Annotated in this window: 13 protein-coding genes; 10 read left to right on the forward strand and 3 right to left on the reverse strand. The window is 54.9% G+C overall.

Annotated elements, in window-relative coordinates:
• Positions 1-75 precede the first annotated feature (75 nt).
• The 10 genes from AD928_RS09235 (at position 76) to AD928_RS09280 (ending at position 13,337) form a co-directional block, all read left to right on the forward strand.
• The gene (locus AD928_RS09235; protein ID WP_233420026.1) at positions 76-2,631 is read left to right on the forward strand and encodes a TonB-dependent receptor; all 2,556 of its coding nucleotides are present in this window, start codon (positions 76-78) and stop codon (positions 2,629-2,631) included.
• Between the two features lie 74 nt (positions 2,632-2,705).
• Positions 2,706-5,204 (forward strand): phosphocholine-specific phospholipase C, encoded by a 2,499-nt coding sequence (locus AD928_RS09240; RefSeq protein ID WP_062250070.1) that lies wholly within the window; start codon positions 2,706-2,708, stop codon positions 5,202-5,204.
• Positions 5,205-5,298: 94 nt separating this feature from the next.
• A complete protein-coding gene (locus AD928_RS09245) occupies positions 5,299-6,684 on the forward strand; it encodes a cytochrome-c peroxidase (RefSeq protein WP_306308886.1) in 1,386 nt (461 codons plus the stop codon).
• Between the two features lie 124 nt (positions 6,685-6,808).
• Positions 6,809-7,717 (forward strand): glucosamine inositolphosphorylceramide transferase family protein, encoded by a 909-nt coding sequence (locus tag AD928_RS09250; protein WP_082779841.1) that lies wholly within the window; start codon positions 6,809-6,811, stop codon positions 7,715-7,717.
• Positions 7,711-8,838 carry a glycosyltransferase gene (locus tag AD928_RS09255; RefSeq protein WP_062250015.1) on the forward strand — a complete coding sequence of 376 codons (1,128 nt, stop codon included), beginning with the start codon at positions 7,711-7,713 and terminating at the stop codon, positions 8,836-8,838. The genes AD928_RS09250 and AD928_RS09255 overlap by 7 nt, the downstream gene beginning before the upstream one ends.
• Positions 8,839-8,886: 48 nt before the next feature.
• A complete protein-coding gene (locus tag AD928_RS09260; RefSeq protein ID WP_062250016.1) occupies positions 8,887-9,948 on the forward strand; it encodes a glycosyltransferase family 4 protein in 1,062 nt (353 codons plus the stop codon).
• A gap of 203 nt (positions 9,949-10,151) precedes the next feature.
• A complete protein-coding gene (locus tag AD928_RS09265; protein WP_062250018.1) occupies positions 10,152-10,532 on the forward strand; it encodes an alpha/beta hydrolase family protein in 381 nt (126 codons plus the stop codon).
• 212 nt (positions 10,533-10,744) lie between these two features.
• Positions 10,745-11,575 carry an ABC transporter substrate-binding protein gene (locus AD928_RS09270; protein WP_062250020.1) on the forward strand — a complete coding sequence of 277 codons (831 nt, stop codon included), beginning with the start codon at positions 10,745-10,747 and terminating at the stop codon, positions 11,573-11,575.
• Positions 11,572-12,579: a FecCD family ABC transporter permease gene (locus tag AD928_RS09275; protein WP_062250022.1), complete on the forward strand. Its 1,008-nt coding sequence runs from the start codon at positions 11,572-11,574 to the stop codon at positions 12,577-12,579. Before AD928_RS09270 ends, AD928_RS09275 begins: the two co-directional genes overlap by 4 nt.
• Positions 12,576-13,337 carry an ABC transporter ATP-binding protein gene (locus tag AD928_RS09280; protein ID WP_062250024.1) on the forward strand — a complete coding sequence of 254 codons (762 nt, stop codon included), beginning with the start codon at positions 12,576-12,578 and terminating at the stop codon, positions 13,335-13,337. Before AD928_RS09275 ends, AD928_RS09280 begins: the two co-directional genes overlap by 4 nt.
• Positions 13,338-13,348: 11 nt before the next feature.
• Here the strand turns inward: AD928_RS09280 and AD928_RS09285 are convergent, their stop codons facing one another.
• From AD928_RS09285 to AD928_RS09295, 3 genes are all read right to left on the reverse strand, one after another.
• Entirely contained in the window at positions 13,349-15,895 is a 2,547-nt protein-coding gene (locus AD928_RS09285; protein ID WP_082779842.1) for an HWE histidine kinase domain-containing protein, read from the reverse strand.
• The gene (locus AD928_RS09290) at positions 15,888-16,457 is read right to left on the reverse strand and encodes a biliverdin-producing heme oxygenase (protein WP_062250025.1); all 570 of its coding nucleotides are present in this window, start codon (positions 16,455-16,457) and stop codon (positions 15,888-15,890) included. Before AD928_RS09290 ends, AD928_RS09285 begins: the two co-directional genes overlap by 8 nt.
• A gap of 222 nt (positions 16,458-16,679) precedes the next feature.
• Positions 16,680-18,476, reverse strand: coding sequence for a glycoside hydrolase family 15 protein (locus AD928_RS09295; RefSeq protein ID WP_062250027.1), 1,797 nt, complete (start codon positions 18,474-18,476; stop codon positions 16,680-16,682).
• Positions 18,477-18,499 lie beyond the last annotated feature (23 nt).

The raw sequence follows: 18,499 nt of genomic DNA on the forward strand, positions 1-18,499 counted from the left end.
TGAGGGGGGAAATGCGGGCGGTGGTTCATCTTAGAGAGTGAATTTTGCACCGTGTCCGAAGGTAATGGTCCTCTCATGCGTTCAGTTAAGACAATCAGCACACTTACACTGCTGTCCTCTACCGTCACGTGCAACATGGCGTTTGGTGCGACGCACATGTTCAACATTCCTGCGGGCACAGTCCCGGAAGCCCTTTCTGTTTTCCAGAAGCAGTCCGGGTCCGGGGTAATTGCCAAAGCCAAAGACTTCCGGAATGTCAGAGTGTCCTCTGTGCATGGCATGATGGATGATCAGGTTGCGCTGCAAAAGCTGCTGTCTGGCACAACCCTGCAGGTCAGCCGGCAGAATCAGGGCTCTCACTTTGTTATTGTCGAAAGAAAACTGCCGCGGGAAGCCAGGGCAAGCGGTGAAAATGTGGATGTCGTAGAACGTCGCAAGTCAGATGGTGGCGGTATGATGGTAAGGCATACCACGCCGAGGACGGTGAGTTCTCTGTCTCACGCCTATATCGAAATGCAATCTCCGACCTCAACCATTGAATCTCTTATCCAGACGCTGCCGGGTGTGGTGTCGGCCAGCGAAGGCCCGCTGACAACGTCTTTTTCAACTATCCATATTCGAGGTATGTCGCAGCCTGAAATTGGCGTCACGTTTGAGGGGATGCCAGCCGCCAACCCGTTTACCTATAGCACCTACACGCCCTCGCTGGTGGACAGTGAGAATATGGGGCAGGTGAATGTGATGCAGGGGGCGGTTGATATCAATTCTCCTACCTACAATGCGACCGGCGCTGAAATATCCGCGACAATACGCCGCCCGACGGATCGGCAGAATATTCATGTGGCAGGCTCCGGCGGTTCTTATGGGACCAATAAGGATTTCATCCGCTACGATACAGGGGAGATTGGAAATTCCGGTGTCAGAGCTTTTGCCTCTGGCTCCTACGCACGGAGTGATATGTGGCGTGGGGATGGGAATATCAGAAAGTGGCATGTCGATGCAGCCGTTACAAAGAGCTGGGCAGACCACAGTGACTCTGAAGTTATTTTTGGATTTACCAAGGCGCAGCAGGGGGAGTGGCTCTATCCCTCTCTTGCGAACTGGAACAAATATGGCGTCGATTATGGTTTGAATAAGCAGTATTACAATGGGGATACCCATTATTCCGGTTTAAATGCCAAAAATACCGGTGCCATTTATGGGGCATTGAAAAATCATTTCACGTTTGGTCATGGCCTCAGTCTTGATGCAGAAGCTTATTCCGTAGAATTTCATGGTCCCTACACGTATGGCGAAACGGTGCCTGTTTCAAATGGCTATGCCGGGGCGGAAAAATATAAACATCTTGATAATTATAAGGATCTTCCGGGCTATGACCCGGCTGTCAGCAAGCTGACATCTGTTGAGGTGTCGGATTGGTATACGCTGTCTTCCGGCCTGACGCTGACAGGGCGCTGGAAGCATAAATTCAATACCCTGAGCCTGACCTACTGGTATTCCTACGCGCAGGAAGCGGCGAGCCAGAATTTCTATCCTGTGAACGGTAAGGGGGAATGGAGTGCTCATGGTGCGCCGTTAACGGCGAACGGTGGTCAGCTTATTAGTGAAGATAACGAAAACGGTTTGCAGCAGCTCAATAGCTTTGCTGTGGATGACAAGATGGTCTTCCTGAATGGCCGCCTGACGATTGATGGCGGCATCAGAATGGCGATGGCCAACCGTCAATATACGCAGGATTTGCCGGGCGTGACGGGAAGCAATTACAAATCCATCAAGAACGTTTTTGTTCCGGCCCCTCAGGTCCTTATCAGCTATCGGTTTAACCCGCAGCATCAGATTTATGTTAACGGAACAACGGGTTACCATCTGCCTGCATCATTAAGCTCGCAGCTTTCGTCTTACAGCTATTCAACTGGCAAGGCGACCTCGCTCCCCATGTCGGATTATAAACCGGAATATATGATTACCGAGGAAGTGGGGTATCGCTACAGCGGGCTTCTGACAGCCAACGTGGCCGGTTTCCATTACAACGTGACCAACCATCAGGTTTCGGCTGAAAGCTATGAGCCGGGCTCAACCTCCACCATTTCTCAGCTGATCAATGCGGGCGGAATGGAGGCTTATGGGATTCAGGCAGAGCTGGCGACACATCCCTGGCATCATCTGAGTTTCTATGCTTCTGGCCAGTATATGCACACTAAAAACGGCAACAATATTGCTTATGAAGGGGATTACCTGGCGACAAAGGGCAAGCAGGAAGTCGGGGCACCCAAATTCTCCGGTTCACTCGGTCTGACCTATAATGACGGTCTATGGTTTGGGAATTTCACGCTGCAATATACAGACTCTCAGTATTCCACACTGATGAATGACCAGAGTATTCCAAGTTATGTCAGTGCAAATCTGGCCGTTGGCAGACAATTACCCAAGATTGGTCGGGTACGCCCGAAAATCAGGCTCAATCTGGTTAATCTTGGGAATAATCACTATTTGTCTTCAATGTATGGCTATACAACCAATGCACAGACCCAGCATGGTATTGTGACAGGGAAGGCGTTTTCGGGCTCGCAGCCAACCTATGTCATTGCGTCTCCCTTTGTGGTGATGGCGACCATTTCAGCCGATTTTTGATGACATAAAAAAACGACCCTGTGCTGAGCAGGATCGATGGTATTCTTGTAACTGAGTTGGACGATACACAGATCATGGCAACACGCAGAGACTTCCTGAAATACGCGCTTATGTCCGGGGCGGCTGCCGGTTCCAGCGCAGTCTTACCTGAATCCGTCCGTCGCGCCTTTGCCATTGCGCCAGATGCCGGCTCTACGTGGAAAGATGCGGAGCATGTGGTAATCCTGATGCAGGAGAACCGTTCTTTTGATCATGTTTTTGGCACGTTGCAGGGCGTGCGGGGGTTTAATGACCCGCGTGCCATGCGTCAGCCAAACGGTAATTCAGTCTTTCTGCAGTCGAGCCAGTCAGGGGAGACCTATCTGCCCTGGCGGCTGAATATTCGGGATACGCGGGTAACGTGGATGGGGTCTATCCCGCATTCTCGTGATAGTCAGGTTGATGCCTGGCATGATGGCGGCCATGATCGTTGGATTGATGCAAAAAAGTCCCACCATAAAGGGTATGACCGCTATCCCCTGACAATGGGATATTACACGCGAGAAGATCTGCCGTTCTATTATGCACTGGCTGACGCGTTTACGGTCTGTGACCAGAATTACTGTGGCGCGATGACCAGCACGACGCCTAACCGTCTGTTGTTCATGACGGGAACTGTGCGGGATCGTCAGGACCCGTCATCCAATGTTTACATGCGTAATGGCGAAATTCTTGAAGGTGGGATGACGTGGGATACGTTTCCTGAACGACTTGAGAGTGTCGGTGTCTCCTGGAAATATTATCAGAACGAGCTGTCTCAAACCGGTGGCATGAGTGATGCAGAACGGGGCTGGCTGAGCAATTTCAGCACCAATGTGCTGGAATGCTTTGATCAGTACGTGGTGTCTGCCAATCCGGGCTATGATGACTGGCTTGATGCCCGCATCAGTGATTGCCAGAACCATCTGGACCGGCTCAATAGCCGGGAAATGCTGGTGTCAGAAACACAGGCAGAAAAGGTGGCTGAAGCGCGGGAGTTGATGGCTGTTCTGACACGTCGCAAGGCACAGTCCGGCCGGCCATTGGAGAAACTGACGGCTGAAGAGCGTAGCTTGTTTGAAAAAGCCTTTGTGACCAACAAGGGCGACAAACATTATCGGGAGCTTGAAAAGCTGACGTTCCATGATGGAGAAAAATCCATCAGCATGAAGGCTCCGAAGGGCGACATCCTGTATCAGTTCCGACAGGATGTGAAAGAGGGTAAGCTGCCTGCCGTCTCCTGGCTTTCAGCGCCCGGGCATTTTTCCGATCACCCGACGTCCCCCTGGTATGGGGCGTGGTACGTCTCGGAAGTGATGGATATTCTGACAGAAAATCCGGATGTGTGGAAAAAGACGATTTTCATCATCACCTATGATGAAAATGACGGTTATTTCGACCACTGCTGTTCCTACGTCGCACCAGACCCCAAACGCCCTGAAACAGGACGCTTTTCTCGCAGCATTGGCGGGGAGGGGCTGGAATATACAACGGCGCAAGATGAAATTGCCCGTGGCGTGCCAGAACATCAGGCGCGCAGCGGCCCGATTGGGCTGGGGTTTCGCGTGCCGATGATTATTGCGTCTCCCTGGAGCCGAGGGGGGTGGGTGAATTCACAGCTGTTTGAACACACCTCCACACTGCGTTTTCTGGAGAGGTTTGTTCAGGAAAAGTTTGGGAAAAAGATTTCTGAGGCTAATATTTCTCCATGGCGTCGTGCGATCAGCGGTGATCTGACATCCTGCTTCCGGCCCTATGATGGGTCTGTGCCAGGATTGCCTTATCTGAATCGTGACGCCCATCTGCATATGATTGAAGATGCTAAAGATCGCCCAATGCCCAGCGGTTTCAAGGCGCTTGAAGCGGCCGAAATTACGGAGTTGCGGAACAATCCGGAAAAAATACAGCAGACCGTAAGGCAGGAGCCGGGTGTCCGGCCAGCCTGTGCGCTGCCTTATGAACCCTATTGTGACGGCGGTGTAAGCGCGGATGGCCGGAGCATTCAACTGCATATGAAAGCAGGTAAGGCTTTGTATGGTCGGCAGGCCGCAGGTTTGCCGTTTAACGTGCATTGCTACACCAGCCCGGAAAGCAACAGCATGCAGGCGGCTACCTATGCTGTGGCAGCAGGCGATACGCTGGATGCGTCATTCGAGATGGCCTCGTTTTCTCAGGGGCATTATGACGTTGGTGTTCATGCTCCCAATGGTTTTTACCGGCGCTACAAGGGCCAGCAGGATGGCCTACGGATAGAAGCGTCTTGCCGTTATCTGGCCGGTAAGAAAAAAGATCTGGTGCTGAGTCTGAGCAATCATGGAAAGAAAAAGGTTGAACTCACCTGCATTTCCAAAGCCGGACAGATAAACCGCACCGTGCGTCTGCTTGCCGGGCAGACGCTGGCTGTTCCGTTTGATCTGGCCGCAAGTGCCATGTGGTATGATATTATGGTGTCGGCTGCAGAGGAGCCTGAATTCCTGTATCATTTTGCCGGTCGGGTCGAAACGAAGCTGCCTGGGAAGACGGATATCGCAATGGGAGGCTTGCAGACCGGCTAAAAACCTCGCATTGAACCGCTTTCCTGGCTTTTGTAGACAAGGGGAAGCGGTGGCCTTGCTTGGGGGCGGCCAGTTTAAAAGAAGGTTCTCATTCGTGCGCTCTTTCAGGCTGCTGCAATCAACATTTCTGGTGACAGGATGTGCTGTCCTGCTGGCACTGGGCCTGAGCGGGCAGGCTGCTAAAGCTGAACCTGCGACTGGTGCAGCCTGTAACCCTGCTGCAGATGGGGGCAACCCGTGTCCCCGGAGCCTGCGTCTGGAAAAGCAGCAACCTTTGTCCATGATGGCGACAGTGGGCAAGGCGATGTTTTTTGATCTGGCCTTGTCTGGTTCCGGCAAGTTATCCTGCGCCTCCTGCCATGTGCCCAGCCTGCATTATGGTCCATCTGGGAACGCTCCGGTTTTCAAAGGGGGCGCTACGGGCAACCGTGAGGGGCGACGCGCAATCCCCAGCCTGACCTATCTGGAGCGTCAACCGCCGTTCAGCATTGGGCCTGATGATGCTGTTGCTGATGATATTGCCCCCACAATCGCGGTACCCGTGACAGGAGGTGTCCATGCTGCAAAAAGTGCCGTGAACACGGCAAGCTCAGCAGCCAATCTGGTGCCGCAGGGCGGTCTTTTTCTGGATGGTCGGGCCGATACCCTGCACCAGCAGGCCAGCGGCCCCATGTTTGACCCGGATGAAATGGCGGCTACACCGGAGAAAGTCAGCGCGCGCCTGCAAACCGTGGATTATGCTGCACCTTTGCGGGATCTGGCTGGTGTTCGCGGTAAGGTATCTTCTGATTTTCTGCTTTCCGAAGGCCTGTTTGCGTTGGCGCGCTATCAGATTGAGGACCAGAATTTTCATCCGTATAGCAGCAAGTTTGATGCCTGGCTGCAAGGCAAAGCCCGCTTCTCTCCTATGGAGCGGGAAGGGTATCTTTTGTTCAATGACCCTAAGAAGGGAAACTGTGCGGCGTGTCATGTCGATACGGTGCGGAGCGACGGTTTACCGCCTCTTTTTACGGACCATCAATACGAAGCGCTTGCTGCGCCTCGTAATTTTGCCCTCCAGCATACGCATGATCCGGCATATTATGATCTTGGGGTATGTGATCAGAAGCCGGGAGGCCGGAAAGACCTTGCACCTTATTGCGGGATGTTTGCGACACCAACTTTGCGGAATGCCGCAACCCGGCATAGTTTTTTCCACAATGGTGTTTTTCATTTCTTAGAAGATGTCATGGATTTTTATGTGTTGCGGGATCTTGATCCGGAGCGCTTTTACCCTAAAGGGCCGGATGGCAAGGTTCAGACCTATAATGATATTCCGGCGGCTTATCGGGGCAACATCGATACAACCGATGCGCCGTTTGACCGCAAGGCTGGGCAGGCTCCCGCTTTGACCAGGGCAGAACGGCAGGCCATTATTGCATTCCTGCAAACACTGACAGATGGCTGGGCGGGGGAAACGGGGCAGGCCAACAGGCTTTAATAAGATGCGGATCTGCTCTGCTTTCCGGGTTGTTGACCTTGATAAAAATTTAAGTGCTCATTATGACTTTCCAAGAACAGAAACGTTCTTGTGTTAATTTTTATGAATGTAAAAGGTTTCTTAATTGGGTCTCCGTAAAGATATATGGCGTGTCGGTATTTCTTCTACGCCTCTGGATGCCATTATTGAAGAAGCCGGTGTAAAGGCAGAACCTGTCACCTGGCTTCCTGAGATGAAGTCTTTCCAGTTTATGGCCGATCCCTTCGGGTTCTGGAAAGACAACACGCTCTATATCTTTGTTGAAACTTTTGACTATCGAACCCGTCATGGAATTATAGAAGTCTTTATTTATGACGCGCACTTCAAGTTTTTGGGGCGGCGTGTTGCACTTTCTGAGCCCTGGCATTTATCCTATCCGTATGTGTTTGAAGCAGACGGTGAGATCTGGATGCTGCCGGAAGCGTATCACTCAGGAAAGCTGACCCTGTATCGCGCGGCATCATTCCCCGACGTATGGGAGCCTGCCTGCGTGATTGATCTCGGGCCCGATGTGGCTGTGGATGCCACTCCCTTTTTCCATGACGGTCTATGGTGGCTTTTTTATATACCGGCCAGCAAGCCGCCCAAGCCTGTGGGGGAACTGCATCTGGCTTTTGCCGAGCAGTTAAAGGGGCCGTGGACACGCCACCCCCGGAACCCTGTCCGGTTTGACTCAGCCAGTACACGGCCCGGCGGAACGCCGCGTGTTCTGAATGGACGGGTCATGTTGCCGGTGCAGGATTGTTCATGGACCTATGGCGGGGCTATTCGGCCGTTATGGTTTGAAGTGCTGACCCCTGATCGGGTCGTGACACATGCTGGTGCCAGGATCAGGATCCCGGCACAGTTTGCACCGTATACAGAAGGCATGCATACGCTTTCAGCCGCAGGGCCTGTCACGGTGTTTGATGTCAAACGGACAGAACTATCTGCCCATGGATTGTCTATTGAACTTATTCGAGAGTCTAAGAAGTTTCTGCAAAAAAAATGCTGAAAAACAAAGACCTTTTTTCAATCGGCATTGTTATCCATGACTTTGTGTTTGGTGGGTCCGAGCGGATTGCTATTCGGCTTGCCAATTACTGGTCTTTGCAGGGCTATCCTGTTGTTGTGTTCGCCGGGGCAGAAGCGGGCGAGATGCGGGATCTGCTGGCCCCGGTAGTCAGGCTGGTTATTGCCCCTAAACCGATTTGCCGTTCCCGGTCATCCATGGCAGAGCTCGCCAAAAAGGCGGCGAAGTATTTCCAGAAAAACCCGGTAAAAGCATGCTTTGTGCCAGGGAATTATCATTGGCCTGTGGCTTATACACTGGGGAAACTGCCCCCGAAGGTACGCCCTGTTATTCTGACGCAAATCAGTTCTCCAATTTATAAACCGGGGCGTTCTGTCTGGGCGCAAAAAATCTTCAACATACGAATGCGTTTTCTGTTGAGGAAATCTGACAAACTGGTGGCGCTTGACCACACTACGGCAGAGGAAGCCAACTGCTTATTCAGGCGGCCTGTCGCGGATGTTATTCCGTTACCCGCGCTCTGCGGAAGTCTTCCGGCGGCCCGGATGCCAGACGCAGGCAATTTTAATATTCTGGCAGCAGGCAGACTGACGCACGCAAAAGGGTTTGATTTGCTAATTGAGGCCTTCGCATCCGTCGCCACACACTATCCCGCCGCAACTTTGACGATTTGCGGGGCAGGGCCTGATCAGAAGGCTCTCCTTGATCTCGCTGCCTGCAAGGGCGTGCAGGACAAGGTTCGGCTCACAGGCTATGTCACAGATATCCGGCCCTATCTGGATGACGCTCGTCTGTTTGTCCTTTCATCCCGACGGGAAGGATATGGCGCCGTTGTTTTAGAAGCGCTTGCGGCCGGCCGTCAGGTCATCACAACCGATTGCACTCCTGCTGCCCGTGATTTTGTGGGGTGTTCTGAAGCTGTGCATGTTGTGCCAGTGGGAGACAGTGGCGCTCTTGCGCGGGCCATGATTGCAGTGTTGGAAAAACCTGCCCCGGATAGTCAAAGGCTGGCTGAGGCTGTAAGGCCTTTTTCAATTGATTATGGTGGGCTGGCCTACCTTCACCTGATGTCCACTTTGCTTGAAACGGCAAAAAAACATTAGGTCAGTGTTTGAGATGCGCTTTGGTGCATTGGTTAAAGAGGAGCAGAGATGCGCGTCGGGTTTGTTATCCACACAATAGGCCTGATGGGCGGTACAGAGCGTACGTGCTGCGCTGTGATGAATGGTCTGGCTGACTATGCGGACATCACGCTGATAGAAGTTCTCTCAGAAGGGCCGCCTGCCTATCCTGTGGATGAGCGCATCAAGCGGGCTGTTTTATCAGCACAGCATGTCTCGCTTTTGTGGTTCGCGCCTAAGCTGATCATGCGCCTCTATCATCTTATCAAACGTAAAAAGCTGGAAGCACTGGTTGTTGTGGAAGCAACGCATGCACTCTACGCGGTTGCGGCGGCCAGACTGGCCGGCGTGCGGTGTATTGTGTGGGAACATTTCAATTACAACGTCGATCTGGGGAAAAAGAAGAGACGCTGGGGGCGTCTTATCGCTGCAAAATGGGCGAATGATATTGTCACGCTGACTCATCGGGACCAGAGCATCTGGCAACAAAAGGCACGCCCCAAAGCGCAGGTGCACTGTATTCCCAATATGGCTCCCTCCGTTTCTGAAAAGCCCTATGATATCGCGGCCCGCACGGTGCTGGCATTGGGGCGGTTAAGCCCGCAAAAAGGGTTCGACCGGCTCCTGCAGGCCTGGAAGCTGGTTGAAGAGGATCCTCGCTCTGCGGGCTGGAAGCTGACGATTGTGGGTGAGGGACCTCAAAAGACCCGGCTGACAGAACAGGCTGCCACCCTTGAACGTGCCAGTGTTGGGCCGGCGCAAAAGGATGTTGCCGCGCTATTTGCTCAGGCAGGCCTCATGGTGTCGTCCTCGCGGTTTGAGGGGCTGCCCATGGTGCTGCTAGAGGCAGTTGCTTTTGGTGTACCGATTGTGGCGTTTGATTGTGAAACCGGGCCTGCTGAAATTATTATCCCCGATCAGACAGGAATTCTGGTGCCGCAGAATGATGTGGCGGGGCTGGCTGAAGGGCTTTTAAACCTGATGGCAAACCCGGAAAAACGTCTGGCTTTTTCCAGAGAGGGGAAAGACCGGATGGCTCTATTCAGCCGAGATCATGTCATTTCCCTATGGTGCAGGACGCTAGGGCTGTAAGCCGTCTGGCTGCCTGACTTTAAACGGTTGCCAACACATTTCAGTGAGGATGCGGACGAGGCCGCAACGTGTCCAGCCTGGCCGGCGTTGGATGGATAGCTCCCTTTCCACGAAGAGAGCTTATCCGGTTGAGCAGGATGATCCGATAAGGCGGGAAGACAGTCACAGCGGACGTTCTCTGGGCCCTAGGCAAGGTGGTTCCTATGAAAATTACAGAACAACTCACATCTGCCGTCACCCAGGTTGGGGATTTCATGACTCTGGCCAGCAAGGATGTCTCCGGCATGCTTTCTGTCCTGAATGATCTGCTTGGCCCGGTCCCCCAGCCCGATGCGCCCAGCAAACTGGAGCAGCGCGCCAGTGCTGCCGGGATGATTGACGTCATTCGTGACTGGCAGGCACAGGATAACGCGCCGCCTGCGACGGAAGCTGAAATCAAGCAATTCTTCACGCCTGAGGAACTGACCCAGTTTTCCAATGAAACCGGGCTTTCTGACACCGCAACCCTGAGCATGCTGCAAACGCTGCTGCCTCGTTGCGTCCGACGGCGTGCCTTGCATGAGCCGTTTCCGCCGCCTGCTTGACAGACCTCATTTTTGCGGGTTTTTGAGGCAGGCGTGACTGGATACTGTCGGACGGGGGATCTGGCGGGTATGTTTACAGGGCAGGGGCCGCCATCTGGTGCGGTCTATGCGGCTTTGTAGGGATATGGTCTGGTGACAAGAGTGATGTGTCACGGGATGAAGGCCGCTATGCCCCTCTGTTTCCAATGTTCCTTTAGCCATCTGACGTGCTGATGTGGCGACGGTTCCTGCTGGGGCTGGTTCTGTGTTCTGGGGCGCATGTGGCTCTGGCCGAGCCAAAGCACCGGATAGCCTCGCTCAATCTGTGTACCGATCAGCTGGTACTGATGCTGGCAAACCCTGAAAACATTGTGGGGCTCAGTCCTATGGTGCGGGATTGCCAGAACGCGGTGCTGTGCGAACAGGCCCGTGCAGTGCCCACTGTGCGCGTTTCAGCCGAAGCCGTTGTGGCGCATCAACCGGATATTGTGCTGGGTGGCACGTATACGGCACGCGTTGCCATGCAGGTCGCCAGATCGTTAGGGTTGCCCGTGGTGGCGCTCAGACCAGCGGATAAGCTGGACGATATTCCCCTACAGATCATGATGGTTGCGAACGCTATTGGCGAGCCTGAGCGTGGCAGGCAGCTTGTAGCGGCATTTCGCGCGCGTCTGGCTGAACTGAGCGTGACAGACCCAAAGGGGCCCGTCGGGGCCATCTATGCTGCCAATGGCTTTGTAACGCAGCCGGGAAGTCTACCGGACGATGTCCTGCGCCATGCCGGTTTTCAGAACTATACGGGCCAGAAGGGGATGAGTCATATGCGCAAGCTCCCTCTGGAAACCCTGATCGCTCATCCGCCTGATCTGCTTATTCTTGATCGCTCCGGGCAAGGCTACTCCATCGCTCAGGCCATGCTCGATAATCCGGTTCTGCAGAACGCTTTTCCCGAAGCGCATAAGGCCGATATTCCTGCCAGATTATGGCTATGTGGCTTGCCGCAAACACTGGACGTTATCAGTCGCCTTCAAGTTAATCGTGCCGCACTGGAGGCTCTCCGATGATCACAGGTCAACAGGGACGAGGCCTCTCTTTTTATCTGGCCGCCTGCGTAGGTGTGCTGTTTGTTGTGTCCCTCTGGCACGGGGAAAGCTCCATTGCTGGCGTGCAGGCTGTGCAGGATGTTCTGGCAGGCCATTCTACGCCCGGAACTATTATTCTTGAGCAGCTACGCCTGCCGCGCACGCTTCTGGGTATTCTGGTGGGCGGTGTGCTCGGTCTTTCCGGCGCAACCTTGCAGGGCTACATGCGCAACCCGCTGGCAGATCCGGGTATTCTGGGCGTATCAGGGGGCGCGGCACTGGGGGCCGTATGCGTCTTTTATACCGGGTTGATGCAGATCTCGCTTGTGGCCCTTCCGCTTGGTGGGTTGATTGGTGCTTTTGCAGCAGTCGCGCTGCTGATGCTGCTGGTCGGGGACGGAGGTGTGCTGGTGCTCCTGCTGGCTGGTGCAGCCTTAAGCGGCTTTACGGCAGCCCTGACAGCGCTGACGTTGAATCTGGTCCCAAGCCCTTATGCCTCTTTTGAAATCATGCACTGGCTGATGGGGTCCCTGACAGACCGGACCTTTACGGATGTCGCCATTTGCCTGCCCGGAGCCGTTCTGGGAAGTGCTCTGATGCTGACAACAGGTCGGGCGCTGGATGCCCTGACATTGGGGGAAGAGGTCGCCACCAGTATGGGTTTTGTCCTCACCGGCTGGCGGGGCGTGCAGATGCGGGTTGTACTGGGAACGGCTCTGGCGGTTGGGTCCTGTGTGGCAGTATCCGGCGCGATCGGGTTTGTGGGGCTGGTGGTACCGCATGTCTTGCGCGGTTTGACGGGCTATCAGCCCTCTCGCCTGCTCTGGCCGTCATTCTGGGGCGGAGCTGCTTTGTTGCTGGTGGCTGATAATGTTGTCCGGATGACGGCATCCGGGCCGGAACTTCAGCTTGGTGTTCTGACTGCTTTGGTCGGTTCTCCGGTCTTCTTCCATCGGGTGTTGAAGCTGCGGAAGGATGGCGTATGACCTGCCTGCTCGCATCAGATGTTTCTCTTTCCCTCGGTGGCCGGCATATCCTGCGGTCTGTCACCATGTCTGTGCAGAGCGGCGCTGTGGTAGGGCTGATTGGCCCGAACGGAGCAGGGAAAAGCAGCCTGTTGCGTCTGCTCGCCGGGTTAAAGGCTCCGGATACGGGGTGTCTTCTACTTGATGACCACAACCTTGCCTCAGCCCCGGCACACTGGCGTGCCCGCCAGATTGCGTTCATGCCACAAGAGGTTGTGCGTCCACCGCCCATGAGCGTGCGCCATGTCGCGGCCCTGGGCAGGCTGGCGCATGGAGAAAGCGGTTCCGTGGCGTTTCATCATCCCAAAGTGACGGAAGCTCTTGAGCAAACGGGGTTGTTGCAGAGTGCAGACCGTCCCGCCCATCGTCTTTCCGGCGGTGAACTGGCGCGGTTGTCACTTTGCCGGATGCTCTGTGTGGACGCGCCAGTTCTGCTGGCTGATGAGCCTGTTGCGGCACTGGACCCGGCGCATGCGCTGATGGTGATGTCACTTTTTCAGAAAGCCGCGCATCAGGACGGCAAGGCCGTGGTGGTCGTGCTGCATGATCTGGCGCTGGCAGCCCGCTTTTGCGACCAGCTCGTGCTGATGCAGGATGGGGCAATCCGTGCTCACGGCCTGCCGGAGGACGTACTGGCGGAAACGTTGGTGCGGGATGTGTATCAGGTCACGACGCGGCGGATTGGAACAATCCCCGTGCCGTGGGATCTCTGTCCCTGAAAAAAAACCTCTCAGCCGATGAGTTTTTCCATTTCCCGGATGAGGGTCGCGGGTGAGTAGGGCTTACGCACGACCGGTACGTCATGAAATTCTGTGGGGATCATGGAGCGGTCAGCATAGCCCGTAGCAAACAGGAAGGGGATGCCTCGCTCCCGCAGCGTGCGGGCCACATCGGTCGAGGTTTCATCGCCCAGATTAAAGTCCAGCAGAGCAAGATCAGGGTGGTGGGTCCGTATGGCCTGCAGGGCTTCATAAACAGAAGACACTGTACGCACATCAGAAAGCCCGTGGTCCGCCAGAGCCTGCTCAACATCCATCGCAATCAGCAGCTGATCTTCCACAATCAGGATACTCTTGTCCTGCAGCCGCATGCGGTCTGCCTGCATGACTTCTGCTTTCAGGGGTTCCTGCATGATGCTGTTCTCCTGTGTGATCACCTCAGCATGGTGGCTGGGAAGAGTAAAACGGATGAAAAGCCCTTCCGTTCGAAATTCTTTTATTGTTTTGCCATGCAACTCATGCGGAACAGCCCGATCCAGCAAAATGGAACCAAAGCCTTTGCTCTCAGGCTCGTTGATGGGTGGGCCACCGACTTCCTGCCAGGTGATCACCCAGTCCTGCGTTGTCTGATCTTGCCACCATGAGACATGCAAACGGCCTTCACGGTTGGAAAACGCCCCATATTTGGCGGCATTGGTTGCGAGTTCATGCACAATCAATGCCATGACGGACAAGGCGCGCCCTGTCAGCCAGATCTGCGGGCCAGAAAGCGTAATGGTATCGGGCAGGAGCCGATACGGGGCCAGTTCGGCTTCCAGAAGCTGGTAAAGCAGGCCGCCGCCATCGGTGCGGACCACCTGATCATGCGCTGTCGCCAGAGCCTTCACGCGACCTTGCAGAATAACGAAATGTTCCTGCATCGTGCGGCCTTCTGGCACGGGCCGCGCCATGAGGGATTGCACTACAGCGAGAATATTCTTCACCCGGTGACTGAGTTCTTCATTCAGCATACGCTGGCGCGTGTCGGCCTGAGAGCGTTCCTTTAATTGCTGCTGATGGTAGGCCCCCATGACCTCAATCAGGCCGGAGCGGACCAGTCCGGCGGCTTCCATATTATTATCCGTCCAGGGAAGGCATTTTTCCTGCACCTCTTCCTTCCAGATGGAAAAGCTGGTGCGCGGGGTAAGACGGGGGCCGAGCGGGCCGCTTGTATAGGTTTTGTTCGGGTCACCGCCCCAGTTCAGGGTTTGGAGAATTTCTCGCCGGAAGAGGAAGACGTAATCCTTTGGTTGGGCTGAGATGGGGATAATCATCACGCCAGCGACATCAGGCAGGAAGGCTGCCGCATCCGGGGTGAGGCCCGTCAGATGATCCGTATGCCAGATATGGTGCCCGGCGCGTTCATGCGCGATGGAAACCAGCTCCAGCACAACATCCGGCGCGGAGGGAGCCGCTCCGTGTGTGGTCCACTGACCATTGATCCATAACCCGATCCCATCGCAGGGGATGAGGGGGGCCAGATCCGCAATATGCTGGCGCAGGTAAGAAGGCATGTCCGACATCGGGACAGCCTCTCTCAAAAAATTTTCAATCAGGGTATGGGTCTGCTGAGTCACCTGCAGGCGGCTGGTTCTAAGCAGCACCACAATCCGCAGCGCCACAAACTCACCAAAAATCTTGACGATTGTACGCTCGCCCAATGTCAGGATTTTGGGAGAATAGTTGTGGCAGGCAATCATGCCCCACAACTTCCCATCCACGATCAGGGAAATGGACATGGACGCGCCCACGCCCATATTGGTCAGATATTCACAATGAATGGGTGAGACGCTGCGCAACTGGGAGAGAGACATATCCAGCGGCCCAAGCCCCGGCATTCCCTGCACAGGGATCGGGGTGTAGCTGACATCCCCGATCATGCGGATCAGGGCGCGCTGATACAGATCTCTGGCCTGAGCTGGAATGTCAGCGCTGGGGAAATGCTGGCCCAGAAAGCTCTCAAGAACCGAAGAACGCGCTTCCGCCACGATCTTGCCGGACCAGTCGGGGTCAAAGCGATAGATCATCACGCGGTCATAATGCAGCATCCCCCGCATCAGCCGCACGACGGCCCTGAAGAGGGTTTCCATGTCCGACATGTTCCGCAGGCGGTCCAGCATCATCCGCAGACCGGCGACGGACTGGCTGTTATCTTCCGGCGCGCCTTCCGGCTCACACTCAATGACAATATCTTCGCCAGAGACATGAATGGAGAGATCGAACGCAGTCGCCCCGGCAAGATGCACGCCAAACATATAGGCCGGCCGCCCAAGGGAGAGGCTATGCGCCAGACCATTGCGCAGGGCGTGCAGTGTAGCGGCGCTCAGATAATCCGAGAGCAAGACACCCGGAGCCAGCCCGGCGAACCCCAGCATGGTGGCAGCATTGGCAGAAACACGTCGCACCCGGAATGTATCACCCTCACAGGCCAGTAAACAGCCATGCGGCTGAATACTGCCGGGGATATGGATCGGTTCTTTATCGCAGCTGGTAAGGTCTGCCTGACCGAATTCAACCATGAGATGTTTCCGTAAGACGATCTGTGTGCCTTACGGCATCAATGGCATAGCGAAAAAGACTGTGGGCAGCACCTGCAGCGACGTCTGCATCCCACTCAGAAGCGCTCTCCAGAAGGCGAAGAAAATGCTGCCAGTTATCGGGAGACGCTGTCTGGATTGCCAGATGCCGTGCCCCAAAATCCTGCGTGTAACCCAGAGCGGAAACCTGTCTGGCCAGAAAGCGTGCGCCGAGGGACGAGCCTTCCAGAACATACAGCACCCCCAGCAGCGCTGGGATGGACGCCGGAGGGGGAAAAGCAGGTATAGGACTATGGGGTTCCTGCAGGTCTTGCAGGTCCGCCTGCATCATGACACTCAGGGATACCGGGGCCCATCCAGACAGGCTCTCTGGCCATCTGACCCTGCTCATGGCTTGCTCTGCACCGATCCGGAACGCGGCAAGGCTTTTCAGATAGCGGCGATACGCCGTCTCAGATGTCAGAGGGCCAATGAGCTGATCCAGCTCTGTATGTTCGTGATGTGTTCTGTCCCGCAGAAAAAAACGACGTGAGCTTTGTGTCATGCCGGACCTCGCACCATCTGGAAAAGACTACGCCAGAGGGTCCCGCATGGTTTTAAAAACAGGCAACAGGATCTGCGTATCGGTTAACGTAAACGTATCATCGCATTCATGTGCCGGATAGGCAACATTTGAAGAGAGAAGGATACGATCTGTTTATTATCACTAATCCGTGTTAATTTTCAGTTAAAGTAGACCGCCTGAAAGGACAGAGGCCCCATTACGCTAAGCGGAAAGCGTTAATGCTGTATGAATAAGCGCCAGATGGGAAAAGCCTTGCGGAAAATTACCAAGTTGCGTGTTGTTTTGCGGATCATACTCCTCGGCCAGCAGGCCGACATCGTTTCGCAGGCTTAGCAGTTTTTCAAATAAGGCCACAGCCTCCTCTCGCCGGCCTGTCAGCGCATAGGCATCGGCCAGCCAGAAGGTGCAGGCCAGAAAGGCTCCTTCCGTGGAATTCAGGCCATCAACATTGTTGTAAGTTTTGTATCTTTGCAAAAAACCATTCCTGAGAAGATTTTTTTCAATCATCGCAATGGTTTTCTGAATACGGGGGTCATCATACGGCAGAAAACCCACGCGGGGGAGGAGTAGTAAAGCGGCATCCAGAGTATCGCCCCCGTAAAACTGCACAAAGCTGCCAAGATTTTTGTTAAAACCATTTTTACAAATATCGGCGTGCAGCGCATCGCGGGTCCGGGTCCAGCTTTCCTTGGGGCCGGGGAGGCCGTAGCGTTCCATGTCCTGTAAAGAGACCTGAAACGTGAACCAGGCCATTACTTTGGAATGCACGAACTGCCTCGGGCCTCCTCGCACTTCCCAGATGCCCTGATCAGGCTGCCTCCAGATATGCTGTAGCCAGTTGACGACCTTTGTTTGCAGAGCCCAGGCAGAGTGGCGGTTGTGCAGCCTTGCAGCCCGTCCAAGCTGGGCGACATGCGCCATGATGCCGTAAATATCCAGCTGCACCTGATCCGCTGCTGCATTGCCAATACGAACAGGATAAGCCTTGTGGTAGCCGGGCAGGCTTTCAACAGTCCATTCCCGCAAACTCCACTCTCCGCACAGGCCATACATGATCTGAATCTGGCTGGCTTCTCCCGCAATGCTGCGATGGAGCCAGTTGCGCCAGGCCTGAGCCTCCGTGTGATACCCGCAGGAAATAAATGCGGAGAGGGTCAGGGCTGCATCCCGCAACCAGCAATAGCGATAGTCCCAGTTCCGGATACCGCCGGGATCTTCTGGCAAAGACGTTGTGGGGGCGGCAATAATCCCGCCGGTTGGCGCGTAGGTGAGGGCCTTGAGGACAATCAGAGAGCGGAGAACGGCCTCTCGCCATGGCCCTTTATAAGTGCAGTGTGCGCACCAGTTCCGCCACCATTGCTCGGTGTAGGCCAACGCTGCCTCCGTATCCAATGCGGAAGGAAGAGGCTCGTGCGAGAGGGCATGTTGCAGGACAAAGGTTTCTGTCTGACCTTCTTTCAGCTTGAAAAAGGCTTCTGTCGTCAGATGTCGTCCCTGGAGCGGCACTGTGGATCGTAAAATTACCTGATCCGGCCCTGCGATGGCGCAAAGGCCGCTTCCATCAGGCAGTTTGGTAACCCAGGGGATGGTTTGCCCGTAATCAAACCGCAGACGCAGGCTGCAACGCATATGCACCTGCCCACGGACAGCCATAACGCGGCGGATGAGCGTGCGGTGCTCCTGCTCAACCGGCATGCACTCCGTCAACATCACTTCACCATTTTGGGTGGTAAATGTGGTTTCCAAAATCAGGGTGTCATCACGATAACGGCGCTGCACGCTGAGAACGGGTTCTGCCGGGTGTAAAGCCCAGTGCCCGTGTTCTGCCGTTCCCAGCAACGCCGCCAGACAGGCTGGGCTGTCAAAACGCGGCAGACAGAGCCAGTCGATAGTGCCATCCCGCCCGGTCAGTGCCGCAGTATGGCAGTCCCCCAGCAAGGCATAGTCTTCAATAGGGAGGGGAAGAATGCGGAGCGGAAACGGATCGTGAGAGGACATACCGGCATCCTGTGCAGAAGAAG

Origin of the sequence: Acetobacter cerevisiae (genome assembly GCF_001580535.1) — a bacterium.
GTDB lineage: Bacteria > Pseudomonadota > Alphaproteobacteria > Acetobacterales > Acetobacteraceae > Acetobacter > Acetobacter cerevisiae.

Excerpts from the sequence above, each read along its gene's own strand:
- AD928_RS09235 (WP_233420026.1), top strand. The coding sequence starts at position 76 with ATGCGTTCAGTTAAGACAATCAGCACACTTACACTGCTGTCCTCTACC.
- AD928_RS09240 (WP_062250070.1), top strand. The coding sequence starts at position 2,706 with ATGGCAACACGCAGAGACTTCCTGAAATACGCGCTTATGTCCGGGGCG.
- AD928_RS09255 (WP_062250015.1), top strand. The coding sequence starts at position 7,711 with ATGCTGAAAAACAAAGACCTTTTTTCAATCGGCATTGTTATCCATGAC.
- AD928_RS09260 (WP_062250016.1), top strand. The coding sequence starts at position 8,887 with ATGCGCGTCGGGTTTGTTATCCACACAATAGGCCTGATGGGCGGTACA.
- AD928_RS09265 (WP_062250018.1), top strand. The coding sequence starts at position 10,152 with ATGAAAATTACAGAACAACTCACATCTGCCGTCACCCAGGTTGGGGAT.
- AD928_RS09270 (WP_062250020.1), top strand. The coding sequence starts at position 10,745 with ATGTGGCGACGGTTCCTGCTGGGGCTGGTTCTGTGTTCTGGGGCGCAT.
- AD928_RS09275 (WP_062250022.1), top strand. The coding sequence starts at position 11,572 with ATGATCACAGGTCAACAGGGACGAGGCCTCTCTTTTTATCTGGCCGCC.
- AD928_RS09280 (WP_062250024.1), top strand. The coding sequence starts at position 12,576 with ATGACCTGCCTGCTCGCATCAGATGTTTCTCTTTCCCTCGGTGGCCGG.
- AD928_RS09285 (WP_082779842.1), bottom strand. The coding sequence starts at position 15,895 with ATGGTTGAATTCGGTCAGGCAGACCTTACCAGCTGCGATAAAGAACCG.
- AD928_RS09290 (WP_062250025.1), bottom strand. The coding sequence starts at position 16,457 with ATGACACAAAGCTCACGTCGTTTTTTTCTGCGGGACAGAACACATCAC.
- AD928_RS09295 (WP_062250027.1), bottom strand. The coding sequence starts at position 18,476 with ATGTCCTCTCACGATCCGTTTCCGCTCCGCATTCTTCCCCTCCCTATT.